This is a genomic window from Lutibacter profundi, assembly GCF_001543325.1.
In the GTDB taxonomy this organism is placed as follows: Bacteria; Bacteroidota; Bacteroidia; order Flavobacteriales; family Flavobacteriaceae; genus Lutibacter; species Lutibacter profundi.
In genome coordinates, this window is sequence record NZ_CP013355.1 from 706,274 (window position 1) to 723,823 (window position 17,550).

At 29.6% G+C, this 17,550-nt stretch carries 13 protein-coding genes, 1 pseudogene and 1 riboswitch; of the genes and pseudogenes, 9 read left to right on the forward strand and 5 right to left on the reverse strand.

Features of this window, described 5'->3' with window-relative positions; translation table 11 throughout:
- The first annotated feature begins 33 nt into the window (after nucleotides 1-33).
- The 5 genes from Lupro_RS03100 to Lupro_RS03120 all read left to right on the forward strand — a co-directional run bounded on the left by Lupro_RS03100 (nucleotide 34) and on the right by Lupro_RS03120 (nucleotide 4,334).
- On the forward strand, nucleotides 34-420 hold the full coding sequence (locus tag Lupro_RS03100; RefSeq protein ID WP_068206169.1) for an acyl-CoA thioesterase: 387 nt from the start codon (nucleotides 34-36) through the stop codon (nucleotides 418-420).
- A 681-nt stretch (nucleotides 421-1,101) separates the two neighbouring features.
- On the forward strand, nucleotides 1,102-2,205 hold the full coding sequence (locus Lupro_RS03110; protein WP_144439103.1) for a hypothetical protein: 1,104 nt from the start codon (nucleotides 1,102-1,104) through the stop codon (nucleotides 2,203-2,205).
- 2 nt (nucleotides 2,206-2,207) lie between these two features.
- Nucleotides 2,208-2,675, forward strand: coding sequence for a hypothetical protein (locus Lupro_RS03115; protein WP_068206174.1), 468 nt, complete (start codon nucleotides 2,208-2,210; stop codon nucleotides 2,673-2,675).
- A gap of 201 nt (nucleotides 2,676-2,876) precedes the next feature.
- Nucleotides 2,877-3,017 (forward strand): hypothetical protein, encoded by a 141-nt coding sequence (locus Lupro_RS13520; RefSeq protein WP_158499549.1) that lies wholly within the window; start codon nucleotides 2,877-2,879, stop codon nucleotides 3,015-3,017.
- A 690-nt stretch (nucleotides 3,018-3,707) separates the two neighbouring features.
- On the forward strand, nucleotides 3,708-4,334 hold the full coding sequence (locus tag Lupro_RS03120; RefSeq protein WP_068206176.1) for a response regulator transcription factor: 627 nt from the start codon (nucleotides 3,708-3,710) through the stop codon (nucleotides 4,332-4,334).
- 315 nt (nucleotides 4,335-4,649) lie between these two features.
- On the opposite strand, the gene nrdD is transcribed toward Lupro_RS03120, so the two are convergent.
- From nrdD to Lupro_RS03140, 4 genes and pseudogenes are all read right to left on the reverse strand, one after another.
- Nucleotides 4,650-6,536: an anaerobic ribonucleoside-triphosphate reductase gene (gene nrdD, locus Lupro_RS03125; RefSeq protein WP_082703846.1), complete on the reverse strand. Its 1,887-nt coding sequence runs from the start codon at nucleotides 6,534-6,536 to the stop codon at nucleotides 4,650-4,652.
- Nucleotides 6,533-6,991: an anaerobic ribonucleoside-triphosphate reductase activating protein gene (gene nrdG, locus Lupro_RS03130; RefSeq protein ID WP_068206177.1), complete on the reverse strand. Its 459-nt coding sequence runs from the start codon at nucleotides 6,989-6,991 to the stop codon at nucleotides 6,533-6,535. The genes nrdD and nrdG overlap by 4 nt, the downstream gene beginning before the upstream one ends.
- Before the next feature lie 107 nt (nucleotides 6,992-7,098).
- Nucleotides 7,099-7,298: riboswitch (cobalamin riboswitch) on the reverse strand.
- Between the two features lie 323 nt (nucleotides 7,299-7,621).
- Nucleotides 7,622-9,867, reverse strand: a pseudogene (locus Lupro_RS03135) (multicopper oxidase domain-containing protein).
- 360 nt (nucleotides 9,868-10,227) lie between these two features.
- On the reverse strand, nucleotides 10,228-10,782 hold the full coding sequence (locus Lupro_RS03140) for a hypothetical protein (protein ID WP_068206179.1): 555 nt from the start codon (nucleotides 10,780-10,782) through the stop codon (nucleotides 10,228-10,230).
- 551 nt (nucleotides 10,783-11,333) lie between these two features.
- Between Lupro_RS03140 and Lupro_RS03145 the strand changes: the two genes are divergently transcribed.
- Genes Lupro_RS03145 through Lupro_RS03155 form a run of 3 tightly spaced genes read left to right on the forward strand, consistent with a single transcriptional unit; the run spans nucleotide 11,334 to nucleotide 13,901 of the window.
- Nucleotides 11,334-12,131: a phosphocholine cytidylyltransferase family protein gene (locus Lupro_RS03145; protein WP_068206182.1), complete on the forward strand. Its 798-nt coding sequence runs from the start codon at nucleotides 11,334-11,336 to the stop codon at nucleotides 12,129-12,131.
- A gap of 21 nt (nucleotides 12,132-12,152) precedes the next feature.
- Nucleotides 12,153-13,247 carry a pyridoxal phosphate-dependent aminotransferase gene (locus Lupro_RS03150; protein ID WP_227807472.1) on the forward strand — a complete coding sequence of 365 codons (1,095 nt, stop codon included), beginning with the start codon at nucleotides 12,153-12,155 and terminating at the stop codon, nucleotides 13,245-13,247.
- A 15-nt stretch (nucleotides 13,248-13,262) separates the two neighbouring features.
- Complete coding sequence (locus tag Lupro_RS03155; protein WP_068206189.1) at nucleotides 13,263-13,901, forward strand: CDP-alcohol phosphatidyltransferase family protein; 639 nt, start codon at nucleotides 13,263-13,265, stop codon at nucleotides 13,899-13,901.
- A 306-nt stretch (nucleotides 13,902-14,207) separates the two neighbouring features.
- Here Lupro_RS03155 and katG read toward each other — a convergent pair whose 3' ends face one another.
- The gene (gene katG, locus Lupro_RS03160) at nucleotides 14,208-16,388 is read right to left on the reverse strand and encodes a catalase/peroxidase HPI (RefSeq protein WP_227807491.1); all 2,181 of its coding nucleotides are present in this window, start codon (nucleotides 16,386-16,388) and stop codon (nucleotides 14,208-14,210) included.
- A 183-nt stretch (nucleotides 16,389-16,571) separates the two neighbouring features.
- On the opposite strand from katG, the gene Lupro_RS03165 reads away from it, so the two are divergent.
- Nucleotides 16,572-17,495 (forward strand): LysR substrate-binding domain-containing protein, encoded by a 924-nt coding sequence (locus tag Lupro_RS03165; protein ID WP_068206195.1) that lies wholly within the window; start codon nucleotides 16,572-16,574, stop codon nucleotides 17,493-17,495.
- Nucleotides 17,496-17,550: the final 55 nt, after the last annotated feature.

Sequence of the window (17,550 nt, forward strand, 5' to 3'; positions counted from 1 at the left end):
TAAAGTGGGTTATCATTATTAATTCAAATAGAAATGACAATACAAGAAAGAATAGAAAAGTCTGAAACAAGGTTATTTAAAGCTGTTTTTCCAAATACCACAAATCATTATGATACACTTTTTGGAGGAACTTCTTTATACCTAATGGATGAAGTTGCTTTCATTACAGCAACAAGATTTAGTAGGCAAAAAATGGTCACAGTAAGTAGTAACAAAATAGACTTTACCAAGCCCATACCTGCTGGCACAATAATAGAACTTGTTGGTAAAGTATCGCATATCGGAAATACAAGCCTAAGAGTAGAAGTTAATATTTACATAGAACAAATGTATAGTTACAAAAAAGAACACGCTATTTGTGGAGAGTTTACTTTTGTGGCTATTAATGATAAAAAAGAACCTATGAAAATTATGAGATAATGTACACTGCCCCAACAATGTATAAAATTTATGCTCACATTTAAACTAAATAACGAACCGACAAACATTTTAACAAACCGATTTGCTACAACCGAAAAATCTCCGATTTTCCAGTCGCACAAATCTTATAAAAACTCGTTGTGGTTTATATTTCGACAGAAACAAAAACAGAAAAATTGCATTGAAACACAAAGAAATTAATACTGACAAATAGTAAGCATTTACCTTACTTATTTTACGGATTTACCTTACAACTAAATGAAATATTTTTAGTATTCTTGAAAATCAAATATTAACACTTAAATTAAAATTATTATGAAAAAAATTAAAAATTCTATGAAAATCAAAATTCTTTTATTATTTGTTTTGATAACATTAACCAATTGTGAAAAAGATAATTATTTAGACTCTTCAGACTTAGAATTAATAAGTCAAAGACAGAATATTTTATTTAATTCTTTTAAAAAGGATTTTACATTAAAAAATTTTAAGAATAATTTCATTAAAAACAATCTCCAAGTTAATTAGAATTTATATACAAATATTACCAATTCCGACTCATTAAAAATGTACGAATTTGAAACAAATCTTAAATCTGAAATAAATTCAAAAAAAATTAAGAATAATATAAATAAATTGTATATTAAATATAATATTTTAGTTACATTATATAATAAAAATATGGCAACAATTGAGCTTGTTAAATATTTATCTAGAACTAAAAAATCACTAAAAAAAATAAATTTAAATACTTTAGACGATTTTAATGGTATAATAACCTATTACGAAACAAACGGCACAATAAAAAAAATAACTTCTTATGAAAATGGAATTCAAGTTAATGAATTTAATCAAAAACAAATTTCTAAAAATTTATCAGCTAAAGTACCTTCTATTGGTACTACATTAATCCCTGTTTTTATAGACCATTGGAGAGATATTTATCAGAATTTAGGGGGTGGGTCTACATATTTCTATTATATAAATTCTCATTATGAAGGTACTACAGTGGAATATGTTTATGTTAATACAGGATTTACAAGTTATGGTACTTACCATGGGCATTTTGATGACCCACACGGTCCACCAAATCACCCTGATAATCACCCTGATGAAATTCTTATAAATCCAAACTTTGAGAATACAAAAGCAGAATGCATTTATAACAAATTAAATGAATTAAGTACCAGTTTTAAGGAAGCTATAAAAAAATTTGATGGTGATTTCCCTGTTAGTCATTTAAGGTTAACAATAAACAATAATTTAGGATTAAACACTTATGGTGAGACACAACCTCCCCAAAATTATATTACTGAAATTCAGTTTAATGAAAATAGATTCGGAAATTTGTCAGATTTAGGTAAGGCTATAGTTTTTGCTCACGAAATAATACACGCTGAAATATTCAGAAAAATGCTATCAGCAGCACAGCAAGGTGATTTAAATCTTAATCTTTATTCAACTCAAGAAAGAATTAATTATATAAACTCACTTAAGGATAATTTTCCTGGAATTTATGATTATTATGTGGAAAGATACAAACCTACTTGGAATCATGAAATGATGGCAAGTCACTATAGAAACACTATTGCTGATATGCTACAAGAATTCGATAATAATAGACTATCTCGTTTAACATATGAAAATTTGGCTTGGGTAGGATTAGGTAAACTTGAAAACAACCAAAGCACTATTGCTTGGGATAATTTAACCATAGATGAAAAACAAACAATTGAACAATTAATTAATCAGTATTTCTTCAATGGTCCATCAAATTGTAATTAATCATGAAAAAAATAGTCTTCATTATCTTTATACTTAGTACTAATTTATTCTTTTCACAAGAAAAAAACAATAACTATTTCAGCCTTTACAAGGATGGAAAAAGTTATTTAAAGCCTATTAAATATATTTTATTTTTACCTGAAAGAGATAGAGAAAAAGATTATAAGTCAGATATATTCTTCTACATACAAGGTGAAAGGTTCGTGTTTTCTAAAAATATACACAGCATAGATACTTGCTCCAATATTTTTTTTAAAAAACTAAAATTTGAAGATGTTAGTGGGCTTAAAGAAAAAGAATATTTATTTTTTAAACAAAAGGTAAATGAAAATAATTTGAATAAAAAACTATTTAGCTCTATGCCTTTAACTAAAACACATTTATTTTTCAAAGTTTTTATAATTAAGAAAGTTGAAAATGATAAATATATAAAATATGAAGTTGACTGGGAGTATTCACATTCTTATTAAATAAAAACATATAAAATACAAACCACAACACCTCATAAAATTTATGCTTACATTTGAACTAAATAACGAAACGACAAACATTGGACTACCTAGTAAATTTGGTACAATTTGAGTTCTAAAATAGAATAAAGTTGCCAGAATATTATGCAGTTGGAGTTTAAAGCTAAAACGCAGAAAGATTGATAATTAAATAAAAAAGAAATGAAAAAAAGAAACTTAATGATTATTGGAATAATATTAGCATCATTAATTATTTCAACATTTGTATATTCTTTTGGTAAAAAGATTGGAAAATCATTACACCATTATCAAAATGATTTTGAGAAAGTTCAAGTAGAATAAATTCCCTACACAATTTTGAGCATTAAATCAGTTTAATTTTATCAAAATAACGGAGAAATAAGATATACGAAATGAATAATTGTAACAAAGCTGAGAATATTTCTGAGTTTTTCTATCATAACGGATAGAAATCGAAACCGATATATTTTTAGCAATTTAAATAGAGAAATTAAAAACCGATAAATAACAGATACTATCATGGCAAAAGGTAAAGATTCAAGGAAAAACGTGAAAAAAGAAGCTGCTAAAACTCCTAAAGAAAAAAAAGCAGAAAAAAAACTGAAAAAAGCTAGAAAAGATTAATTATAACTTAACTGAAAACATTTTCGAATTTTCCTATCATAATGGATAGAAAATAGAAAACGGATAGATTTTTAGAATATGGATAGAAAGCCACTAAATTGCAGCAATGCGTATAAAAATAGCTCATCTCTAACTAAATATGATATTTAATACAAATAAAAAACTTATTTTTAAACTGGACTACCTAGTAAATTTTGCACAATTTTATCAGGTAGTCCAGTTGCAGATTCTACAGATGCGTACTTATTTAAAATTTCCATTAGGACAACTTTTGATTCAGAACTTAGTGTAAGTAATATTAAATGATGAAATAAAAAAACACATTGTTATGTGATTGCATACGTTAAAAAACACTTGTATTTTTATATTATAATAATATAAAAAAAAATGAGACCTATACATTTAGCCATCATAGAAGACGACTTAATTATTCAAGAAAGTTTGGTAGAATATTTTGGACTACAGGATGCTATTGAAGTTGTTTTAGTGGCAAGTAGTGTAGAAGAATTTTTAAAAAAAATTATGACTAGCGAAAAGCAACCTAGTATTTTATTGTTAGATATCAATCTCCCAGGTATATCTGGTTTGGAAGGGCTTCCCTTAATTAAAAATAAATTACCCGAGTTGGATGTGATGATGCTAACCACTTTTGATGAAACCGATAAGATTTTTAAAGCTCTTTCTTGTGGAGCCTGCTCGTATATGTCTAAACGTATTTCACTTCAAAAAATATTGGAAGCAGTGCTTATTGTAAATGAAGGAGGATCCTATATGTCTCCTGCCATAGCTAGAAAAATAGCCAATTATTATGCACCCAAAAAGAAACAACTCCTCACTGAAAGACAATTAGAAATTGTTGAAGGCATTGTTGCGGGTCAAAGCTATAAAATGATTGCAGCAGATTTATTTGTGTCTATAGATACGGTACGAAGCCATATAAAAAACATTTACAAAACCCTCGAAATAAATTGCAAAGCCGAGCTTATACGAAAATCATTTGATAAAGAAATATAATTAATTTTGTTTTAATTTATTAATTTCTACTAAGATTTGAAATTTTCGCTTCTCCATCTATACTTTTCCAAGCTCTGTATTAAAACTTTCATTGTAGTTTTTTAACAAAAATTATCTTAAAGACAAACAAGTATCAATTAGTTTAAATAAAATATGGTATAAACTAGATTTTTAATGTATATATTGTAAATACGTTCTTCTAAACAAAGTGTTCTAATGGTTGGTTGTGTTAAGGAACATATATTTTGCAACGTGTGTGTTTTCCGTCTTTTTTATTGCCAATTTTTGTTTGCTATTAATTTAAATTAGGGTTTTCTAATATTGTTTGTGATTTTTCGGTTTTACGAGACTCTTTATACTCATTAAATTATATTCATTAAACTTTTTAATTCTTGAATTTTGTAGATGTTCTATAGATGTCTTTGATTCATCATAATGGTAAAATCTTAAATCATGTTCTTTTTGCCGTTCGGAACTAAAATTTGAAACACGTTTTAAATAGCCAATCACTCTTGTTCCATAATCTATATTTTTAGAATTACATTGACTACATTTTTGAAGTGTTCTTTTATCAATATTTCCACACTCGTTACAAATGGTTATTTTTATGTTAAAACAAAAGTAATTACACCCTGCTAAAGCGGTAGCGTTAATTAATTTTAAAAAACCTTCTTTATTGGGTGATTCTTCTAAATTTAGGTGAAGAGCAGAACCTCCGTCTAAATACTGTATAATTTCATTTCCATGAAGCATTATTTTGTCTAAAGAATTTATTGAAGAGTCTTCTACAGGGTAGAAATAAGAATTGTAACAATCACGAGGAACAAATAAACCATCTTCTCTATCCCATTTTGCATTTTTTACCCCTAAATTTTCTGCTGGAACAAACTCGGTATTAAACATATATCCATATTGTTTTTTTGCTTCTTTATTAGCATCATAGATAACTTTTAGTTGTTTGGTTATGAAATCTTTATAAATTATGCTATTTTTAGCTATAATTCCTTTGCTCTCAGCAGCCTCAACCATTCCATTTATTCCAATAGTTAAAAATTGTTTGTCTAATGAAATAAACCCTGCATCATAAACAGGTAACATTCCTGCTTCTTTATATTCTTCAATCAATTTTCTATAAGCAACTTGATACTTATGAATTTTATTTATTTCAGTTTTGAGGTTTTTATCTTTTTGTATTAACCGGTTCATATTTAATGTAATTACATTAATTGACCCGGTTGAAACTCCTCCAGCACCAAGAGAGTAACTAAATGTATTATCGCTAATTTCATTTCTTAATCTGCAGCAAGATGCTAAACTGTCTGCACTTTCTGATTGATAAATAAAGAACGAATTTCCCTCGCTTAATTCTGTTGCACACATATCTGCAAATTCAGAATCAACGGGCTTCCCATTCTTAACCAGCATTGCAGCGGTAACAACAGGAAATGTTAATACTGCTTTTTCTCTTTCTTTATTAAACCATTTCATAAAAAACTGTTGCATTTTTTTTAGGCTATCCCATTTAGGCTTACTCATATCAGGAAACACAAAATCATCAAACATGCTATTGAAATACAATTCATCATACAAGGATATATTCCAAAAAACGGATTGATAACCACGAGCTGCAGCTGGTTGATTAATAGCGTAAACGGCATGTTGAAGATGGTTGAAAACTGACTTCTTATTTGTATTTAAATAATCATCACCAAAATCCTTTTTTGCAAAATAATCAAAATACAACAAAAATTCAACTGTTGCCAAAGCACCTGCAAACTGTGAACTAACAGCAAAAACTAGATTTACAAACTCTCCACAAAAACTTTCCAAATGTTGCGGAGCTTTACTTTCGCCTCCAAGTTTGGTTAATCCATCAAATAAAAAGGGATACATACTAATTGATACACAATATGGTTTTAATGATGTTTCGTCATGAACATATATTTCATGAGATTCTATTTGTCTAACATATTCATTGGCTAAGTCTTTGTCAAATAATTGAGCAATCTTGTTTTTTACTAATTGTCTATTTACTTGTACATTAATGTCTTTGTTAAGTTCTGCTTCCATGGTGGCAATATTTTTTGAAGAAACATTAGCATTGGCATCTATTTTTGAACCATCAGCAGCATTGTTTGCATTAATATAGTTATTAATAAAATTAATTTTTTTATTTATCTGTTCTTGTGATAGTCTAATCATAGCTTAATAGTTTTTAAGAATAAATGATTTAATTTTTTATTTGTTTGTACTTCCAAAAATTTCTGATTCGTTGTAAGGCTTTCTAAACCTCCTTTTTCAGATATCCATTTTCCAGTTTTAATCCATGTAAGATGATTTAAAATGGATTTTTCAATTTTATCTTCACCAGAATAAAGACATGTTTTGTAGCCTTTTTTTTGAGCATATTTTAAATGGGAAATAAGTTCTTGTTTATTCCATTCTCCACCCATAAACAAAACGCAACTGGCAAATCCGCTGTATTTTATTAATGTATTTTGGAAAATAGTAGAAGTAAGTTTTTGCCCATTATTTTCTTTCCACAAAATAGGAGAATGACAACCTTCACAGTGAACTTTACAACCGCAAATGCTAAAACATATACTAACTTCTCCAGGTACTTCTTGTAGTACAATTTGAATGGTAGAATAATTCATTTTTTCTAAATTTTATTAGTAAAAAAGTCATTAATAATTCTGTCAAAAAAGGTACGGTTATTCTAAAATTGAATATATCGTGCCAATAACTTTTTGCCCGAAAGTTTGACATTCTTTTGAAAGAGGCAGGTCTTCTGACTTACTCCAGTTTTTACGTCTTCCCATCTGCCATCAGGCAAACAGTGACAAAGAATGTAAAAACCATAAAGAGTTTACAGCTGCGGGAACAGTTCAGGATTTACACCTAATTCCCTTTTAATCCAATACAATTGCCTATTGTAATAGAACCAAATTCATATCAAATGTAAAGGGATTTTTCTTAAAATTTGTACAACTTAAAATAAATTATTAAAAAACTTATTAACAGAAAAAGATTATTTTTTTGATAGCATGTTTCAAAATATGGTTATAGGCTAAAATGAATATTCGGTTAGTTAAACAGGGTGTTTTTGTGTTATTTTACTTAATTCTACAATTTGCTATTTACAGAGTTATCCAAAGTATTTATTTAGCTGGAGCTAATTTAGACACTCACCTAAAACGCATAAAATAAGTTATTTATATTTTATTTTAAACCTTCTATTTTATTGTTCGTATTTGTTATTGTCTATTTTATTAAATAATATTGATTTAAAATCTTATTGAAAGACCACCTCCTGTACCAAATCGGTTATCATAACTTGCCATCAAAGAAAAATTTCTTGAAAGCATATACTCTGCTCCTACGCTCCAAACGGTTTCAGATTCATAATTAATTCCGGTTGAAAAATTATTTACTAGCCCAAAATCTAATTGATATTCATAATAACCAAAAACAGAAAATTTTGGGAATAGCATTATGCTTCTTCCTATTGAAACTCGAGGTCTTAATTCACTATCAATTCGAGCATCTATACTGAATAAATAAGGTGATAAATATCGAATTCCTGCCACAGCTACGGTATTGAATTCATCTAAATTATCTGCAATTTTATTTTCAATATTTACACCTCCAAATACTCTAAAGTAATCGTGTAAATAATATTCATAAGTTACTTCTGCTTCTAAATTCTCATTCCATCCATATTCAAAGGATATATTAAATTGATTTCGAATATTAGATGTTGAGGCATTTAATGAAATTGCATTTGAAGCTATATCTAACAATCCCCAAGAGTAATATCTGTCTGTTTCAGCCACTCCTGTTTTAATAGGAAATCCTTTCATCCTTATATCTCTTGGCGTATCATAACTTATTACACGAGCCATTCCGCCCATTAAATGGTATAATATATGGCAATGAAAAAACCAATCACCATATTCATTTCCGTAAAATTCTATGGTAACTGATTCCATTGGAGGAACATTTACCGTGTGTTTTAATGGAGAATATTCTCCGTTTTTGTTAAGTACCCTAAAAAAATGCCCGTGTAAATGCATTGGGTGATGCATCATAGTAAGGTTGTTTAATGTAATTCGAGTTACTTGATTTCCTTTTATTTTTATTTTATCAGCTTCGGATAATGGCACACCATTCATACTCCAAATATAACGTTGCATATTTCCGGTAAGATTCAGTAATATTTCTTTTACAGGAATCTCTTTATCTAAATTTGTTTTTTTAGGTGATTTTAAATAATCATAGGTATAAGGTGATGTTTTTTCTTTTGGGGTTTTTATTACTGTTTTTTCTGACATTTTCATTTGATCTGAATCTTCCTTTTTCATACCCGTCATTTTCTCATCGCTCATTTGCATTCCGTATTCTTTCTTCATTTCATAACGTTCGTCTTTTTTAGGTCTATATTTTAAAGCATGTGCACCCATTTCCATGTCCATTTTTGCCATTTTCATCATCATCCCAATTTTATCGGGACGTGGAATATCTGGTGCTTTAAGTATTTCTCCTTTTCCTAAAAAGGCTGATGCAGTACCTGATCCATCTTGTGCTGTGATTTTAAATTCAATTTTTTTGTTTTTGGGAATGGTTATTATGTAATCATAAGCTTCAGCAATAGCGATAAACGTTTTATTTTTTTAACGGGAACAATATCCAATCCATCAGCAGATACCAAAATGGGGTCTCCACCTCCAAATGTTATCCAAAATGAAGTAGAAGCACCGCCATCAATAATTCGCAATCGCACTTTTTCTCCAGGTTTAAAATTGGGATATTCTATTGATTCTTCCCCATTAATTAAAAATGCTTCATAGTATATGTCTGCAATGTCTGCGCCTTCCATACGCTGTTTCCAGAAATTCATTTGTGCACCAAAAGCACCTCTTTTTATTACTTGATTTAAGGGAGTTGAAGTTCCTTTTCGGTAATTATACCATTCGTTGCCACGTTTGAGGTTTCGTAAAACACTCATTGGTTTTTCGTTGGTCCAATCTGAAAGCATTAAAACCAATTCTTTATCATAGTTTAAGGTTTCTTTTTTAGGATGAATTACAATCGATCCAAATACACCTACTTGTTCTTGTAACATTGTATGTCCGTGATACCAATACGTACCAGATTGTTTAATGGCAAACTCGTATTTTAATGTATGTCCAGGTTCTATGGGTGGTGTTGTTAAATATGGAACACCATCATAAAAATTAGGTAATAACAAGCCATGCCAATGAATAGAAGTTTCTACATTCATTTCATTTTTAACATAAATTACAGCATATTCACCCTCGGTAAATTCAAGTGTTGGGCCAGGAATACTTCCATTAATGGTCATTCCCATAACTTCTTTTCCTGCTTTAGTTACTTTTTCTTGTTTAAGTGTTAATGTATATTCTCTTACAGGAATATTATTTATGTTACCTTCAATAGATTTTTCAATTTGAGCTTGTAAAAGTATTGGTATAAAGAGTATTGCAAGAATAGTATAATGTTTTATGTTCATAGTTCTTGGTTTGAAATTATGTAGCCTATATTTAGAATGAGTAGATTAGTTGTTCATTTAAACACCTAAATTTAAGCATTTTTTAACAGAACTATTTCTTCCTGATTTTTGGTAAATACACAAATGTTAATCTATAATTACATTTATACACTGAAACCTGCTGTATTATTGAATATATTTATTAATATTCAGCCTTTTTACTACTCCTGCTCCTAATTTAGGTACTCTAAACCAATGACATAATTGACGTTTGATAATTTCGTCTTTTTTTATTCCCTTCAACACCATTAATAGGTCTATTTTTGATAGGAATAGAAATAACTTAAAAATTAATATTCTCTATATACACAACGGATTAAATTATAATTTATCAATATTATCTTTGATAATTTCTTCAATATTTATGTTAGATTTTGGGTCTTTTAAAATTAAATCATATCTAATTTTTCCACAAAGTTTGGCTAGACTTGATGATAATTCATCAGATTCTAAATGTGTAATTTTAGAATCTTTAGCAGTGTTTTTAATTACTTTGATAAAGTTAGAGTAGCCTTTTAATACTTCGGGGCTTGCAATAATTGATATTTTATGTGTCAAAAACTCTAACGCAACTAAGTCTTTTTCAGTTATTTCACCTTTTAAAATAATTTTTTCTATAAACTCAATTAGTTTAAAATATAAGTTAGATTTCAAATCAAATATTTTTACGCGCTGTTCTTTTTCTATTTCAACTTCACTTTGCTTGTTTAAAAGAGCGGCAGTAATGGCAATAGTAGCAATGGTTCCTAATACAATTAATATTATTTCTTGTGCAAACGGGATATTTTCAGCATTTATATATGCAAATCGTAAAAATAGATAACCCACAATAAATGTGATTAACGAGATTAATAAATACTTTGAGCTTTTGTTCATTTTGTTATAGTTATAAAAATTAAGTTTGTATGCTTGTTCTTGTAAATTTTCTATTATATTTAATTTATGCTGTTTTGAATAACTATTTGTTAGAGATTGATTTTAGTTAATAATTTATATCCAACATTAAGTGTTTTAAAGTCTAAAGATAAGGGTAATCTTATTTGGTTATATAATTTAATTGTATTTTTTAAGCGTATTGTTAGCTTTTTATACTTTTTTTCTCTCATTATTTAGTTATAAATATTGAATTTTATCCCTATTTTGTTTTAATCATTGAATCATTTCAGTACGATAAGATTGGTAAACGCTCAATATATCCGAAATTTTAGAGTATTTTTGCAAAAGGATTACATGCCTTTTATATCAATTGTTCACTATCATTTTTGTTGATGGGCTTTTAAAGCTATCTATCACGAAGTTAGCAGACTTCATACTTATAGTTGAATTAACAGTAACCACTCCAATCATCAGAGTACTAAAAATTAGTACGCCTAAATGCTTTTAAACAAGTGTTTTTTGTTTTTTTTGATGACACGAATAAATTAAGTATGAATACTAATTTAGAAAATGATTATGATGAAAATCGTATTACTACAGCATTACTTCTTGCCGCAGGAACTGGTAGCCGTCTTTTCCCTTTAACCAAAAATGCACCAAAATGCCTTACTCTTGTAAATGAAAAATCTATTCTTGAAAGGCTTGTAAAGAATTTAAAGAAACAAGGATTTAAGCGCCTTGTAATTGTTACCGGCCATAAAAAAGAATGTATTATGGATTTTCTTGGTAGCAAATCAAAAGGTTTAACTATTGAGTATATTTACAGCCCTCTTTATCAAACAACAAATAATATTTATTCATTGTGGATGGCTCGTAATATTATAAAAGAACCTTTCGTTCTATTTGAAAGTGATTTGGTTTTAAAAACATCGTTACTAAACAAAATGGTTTTTCCTGATAGAATGGCTGTAGCAAAAATGCAACCTTGGCTGAATGGAACCACTGTTTCTATTAATAAAATGAATCAGGTTACTCAATTTCAAAGAGGAACAACAGAAACGTATGCCAATATTCGTTTTAAAACAGTTAACATTTACAGTTTTTCGCTTCCATCTTGGCAAGCTATAGTTAAAAAGTTACACCAATACATTTCAGAAGGAAGAGTTAATTGTTATTATGAAACTGTTTTATCTGAAATGGTTGATGCTAAAATCCTAACATTTGAAACTGTTTCATTTGACCATAAACCTTGGTATGAAATTGATACAATTTATGATTTATCTGAAGCTGAAAAACTGTTTCCAATAAAATTAAAAAAACAAATAAAGCTTGAAGTAGCAAAAGTTTAATGCATTTAAATCTAAGATATATTGCAACATAAATATAGAACACAAACCGAAAAATACACATACGTATCCAAACAGCATGGGGGTTATTACCGACATAATTTTGCTGACCATGCTTATTTATATAATCTTTATTTCCCTCCAAAAGCTGTTTTTACACACCTCAAAGAGAATATTGAAGATTTAGTATTGAACTATCCTATGGCGCAAGATGCACTTGCCGAATTGATTGGGAATATTATTAATCAGCCTTCAGAAAGAATTGTTGTAGGCAATGGAGCTGCTGAAATTATTAAAATACTTTCTGGTTCTTTAGCAAAAAAAATAATTGTTCCAGTACCCTCATTTAATGAATATGTAAATGCAGCACCGGAAGGTTGTGTGGTAGAATTCCCATTGGAATTTCCATCATTTCAGCTTAATGTGGATAAGTTTGCAGCTGAAGCAATTAAAGTTGGAGCAGATATAGCCGTTGTGGTTACTCCCAATAATCCAACTTCTCTATTAGTACCTAAAACCGATTTAATTCGTTTGGCAAAAAAGCTCGAAAAACACAATTGTATGCTTATTGTTGATGAATCGTTTCTCGATTTTACGGATAATAAAGAGCAGATAAGCTTAGAACAAAACATTGCTGAATATCCAAACATCGCTATTCTTAAAAGTATGAGTAAAGCTTATGGAATTTGCGGACTGAGAATTGGCTATCTATTGACCGCAAACGTAGAATTTGCTGAGGCAGTTCGAAAAGGAATTCATATTTGGAATATTAATGGGTTTGCAGAAGAATTTCTACGAATTCTGCCTAAGTATAATCAAGAATTTAAAGACAGTTGCGAAAAGGTAAAAACGGATAGGGATGCTTTTTATAAAATGCTTTGTACTATTGAGGGGATGACGGTTTTTAAACCCGATGCTAACTATGTTTTTTGTCGCTTACCTGATAATGCATTAAGTGGACCAGAAGTAACAAAACGCCTATTTATTAAATACAATATTTATATAAAGGATAGTGTAGGAAAAACACAACCCGATGCAGACCGTTATATTCGAATTGCCAGTCGTACCAATGATGAAAACAATAAGCTTATTGAAAGTTTGATTGATGTAATGTATTAAAAAAAATGAATAGTTATGAGTATTAAAAAACAAGTTAGTATGCTTGGTTTTGCCAAGGATTTACCAAATATTTGTTCTCTATTAGGTTTATTAAGTGCTTTATTTGGAATATATTTTGCGATAACAGGGAATTTTTTAGCTTCAATTATAGGTGTGTTATGGGCAGTACTATTCGATTGGTTCGATGGAATTATTGCACGAAAGATGAAGGGTAGAACAAAAGAACAGGGTAAATTCGGAAGTCAGCTCGACTCTATGATTGATATTGTAAGTTTTGGTATTCTGCCTGCTATTTTGCTGTTGAGCTACGGAAATTATAGTTTATGGTTTATGCCTGGTGCATTTATTATTGTAGCTACCGCAGCTATTCGTTTAAGTTATTTTAATATTTACGGTCTTATTGATAGTAAAACATATAAAGGTCTTGCTCTTGATAATAATGTGCTCATCCTGGCTTTTGTCTTTTTATTCGAAAGCTTTTTTATGCACTCCACTTTTTCAATACTTATTTATGCAATTTTAATAATTCTGTCTGTGTTTAATCTATCCTCAATTAAAACTCCAAAATTTGGAGAGAAGTGGGTTTATGTACTGATTATATATGTTCTAATACTGACATTAGTTTTTGGATGGATTTTGTGTAAAGAAGTTTAATGCTATAAAACGAAAAGGCTAATTCTAATTACTACAATTGTTTTATTAACTATCACAACAATTAAAGCTCAAAAGAAAAATATTTTGATGCTAATGGTAAGTAGTTCAGAGTTTTGAGGAATAATAGGTCTACTGGAATGTCTACTATTGTTAAAACTAATTAATTGAGTTAATAAAAGAGGCTACTAATAAAAGCAGCCTCTTTATTTTTCTAATTGATATTGATGAAATCTTATTGAAAAATTAGGTTATCAATAGAGCTTTCCAACTAATCATACTTTAATAATATGATAGTTTCATAGCACCTTATTTATAAATTAATTCAAACCTATCAAGATTCATTACTTTTGTCCAAGCCGAGATAAAATCTTTTACAAACTGCTCTTTAGAATCGTCACTTGCATAAAATTCTGCTAATGCTCTAAGTTCAGAATTTGAGCCAAATATTAAATCTGCTCTAGTTGCTGTCCATTTTTTTTCTCCAGTTTTTCTGTCTTTCCCTACAAACTCTTCTTTAGAATCTGAAGCAGCTTCCCACTCTGTATTCATCTCCAATAATTTAACAAAAAAATCGTTGGTTAATTTGTCCTTATTTGTTGTGAAAATTCCATTTTTGCTTCCATCAAAATTAGTATTCAATGCTCGCATTCCTCCAACTAAAACCGTCATTTCGGGTGCTGTAAGTGTTAGTAACTGCGCCTTATCAACCAATAATTCTTCAGTAGAAATGGTGTATTTTGTTTTTAAGTAATTACGGAAACCATCAGCCATTGGTTCCAAAAGATTAAATGAATTGATGTCTGTTTGTTCTTGAATAGCATCTGTACGTCCTGGGGTAAATGGTACTTTATAATTATAACCTGCATTACTTGCTGCTTTTTCTACTCCAGCAGTACCTGCCAACACTATTAAATCTGCTATTGATACTTTTTTTGTTACTGATTTAGCATTGAACTTTTTTTGAATTTGTTCTAAAACAGTCAATACTTTTTTCAATTGTTTAGGGTTGTTTACTTCCCAGTTTACCTGAGGTTCTAAGCGTATTCTTGCTCCATTTGCACCACCTCTTCTATCTGAATTACGATACGTTGAAGCTGAAGCCCAAGCAGTAGATACCATTTCGCTAATTGTTAAACTTGAGTTTAGAATTTGTTTCTTTAAATTTTCAACATCATTTTTAGTAATTGTCTTATAGTTAACAACTGGAATTGGATCTTGCCAAATTAAATCTTCTGTTGGTGCTTCTGGCCCTAAATAGGTAGATTTTGGCCCCATATCTCTATGCGTTAATTTGAACCAAGCTCTAGCAAAAGCCTCATCAAAAGTATCTGGATTTTTATAAAACTTCCTTGCAATTTTTTCATAAATGGGATCAAAACGCAAAGCTAAATCTGTGGTGAACATTCCCGGTTTAACCATTTTATCAGGGTCATAAGCATCAGGAACCATCATTTTTGGGTTTTTAGGTTCCCATTGATGCGCACCTGCTGGGCTTTTTGTTAATTCCCATTCATTTTCAAATAAATTAAAAAAGAATAAGTGACTCCATTTTGTAGGAGTAGAGGTCCAAACTACTTCTAAACCTGATGTAATGGCATCTGCACCTTTACCAGATTTATAATCACTTTTCCAACCAAAACCCTGAGCTTCTATGGGTGAGGCTTCTGGATCTGGTCCTACGTGAGAGGCGCTAGCAGCTCCGTGTGCTTTACCAAGTGTATGACCACCAGCTATTAACGCTACGGTTTCTTCATCATTCATTCCCATTCTTCCAAATGTTTCGCGAATGTCCTTCGCTGCCAAAAGTGGGTCTGGATTACCGTTTGGTCCTTCTGGATTTACATAAATTAGTCCCATTTGAACTGCCGCCAAAGGATTTTCGAGTTTCCTTTCTCCTTTATATCTCTTGCTATCATCTAACCATTTTTCTTCAGCTCCCCAGTAAACATCATCATTTGGTTCCCAAACATCAGTTCTTCCACCAGCAAAACCAAAGGTTTTAAATCCAGTAGATTCTAACGCTACATTCCCCGTGAGAATCATTAAATCTGCCCAAGAAATTTTATTACCGTATTTTTTCTTTATTGGCCAAAGCAATCTTCTTGCTTTATCTAAATTTGCATTATCAGGCCAACTATTTTGTGGTGCAAATCGTTGTTGTGCAGATCTAGAACCACCACGTCCATCACCTGAACGATACGTACCGGCATTGTGCCAAGCCATTCTAATAAATAAACCTGCATAGCTTCCATAATCTGCAGGCCACCAATCTTGAGAGTCTGACAATAATGCACGGATATCTTTTTTTAAGGCTACATAGTCCAAACTTTTAAACTCTTTTACATAATCAAATTCCTTATCCATGGGATTTGTTAATTCAGAGTGCTTGCGTAGTAAATCTAAATTTAATCGATTAGGCCACCAGTCGCTATTACTGGCAGATCTTTTGTTTAGGTTGCTTTTTTTGGTATTGGTTGCCCCTGTCATTCCGTCTGCTACGTTGTTATTGTTGTTATTCTGACAAGAAATAAACAATATCATCACAATAATAATAAAAGTTAATTTTTTCATTTCTTCTAATTTAATGTTAAATATACTGCAAATATATCTTCTACACTAGTATTAGTCAAATTAATAATTTATATATTTGTATATATAAAATCTATATTGATGACCATACAACAACTCGAATATGTAATTGCCTTAAATATTTATAGGCATTTTGTAACTGCTGCTAAAAAATGTTTTGTAACTCAACCTACAATAACTATTCAGGTTAAAAAGTTAGAGAAAGAGATAGGTTTTTCAATCTTTGATAAGAGTACGTCTCCTTTTAAACCAACCAATTTAGGGCTAATGTTTATAAAAAAAGCCGAAATAATTTTACGTGAAGTAAGTGATTTAAAAAATATGGTAAGTGAAGAATTAGATAATATAGATGGTAGTTTTAAAATTGGCGTAATTCCAACAATATCTCCATATCTAATTCCATTAATTTCAGGTTCTTTTTCTAAGAAATATCCAAACACTATTCTAAAAATTGATGAAATGCAGACATCTAATATTATTTCAGCATTACAAAAGAAAGAAATAGACGTTGGTATATTGGTTACTCCATTAAATGAATCATTTATTAGAGAGATAAAACTGTATAATGAACCATTTGTGTTTTATGGACAAAAAAAAGATTTTATTGAAAATAAGAGAACTATTTCAGCAAAGGAAATTGAAAAATTGGACAATGTATGGCTTTTAAAAAGTGGACATTGTTTTAGAAATCAAGTTTTAAATATCTGTAATAATTCAAATAGTAATAAAAACATTAAATTTCAAAGTGGCTCCATTGAGGCTTTAAAAAAAATGGTTGATAATTATGGCGGTTTTACATTGGTGCCTGAAATGGCAATTGATGATAGCGATAAAGGTTGTAATATCCATTTTACAGAGCCCAAACCAATTAGAGAAGTAAGTATTGTTATTCACCATTCCTTTTGTAAAGATGCTTTGGTAGATGCTTTAAGGTTAGAAATTCTTAAGAAAATACCGAAGGAGTTTGTGAAAAATAAACACTTTATTAAAATTAATTGGCGGTAGATGAGAAATAAGAACTGCTTGTTTTTCAATTTGGTATAAAGTACAATATTTTACT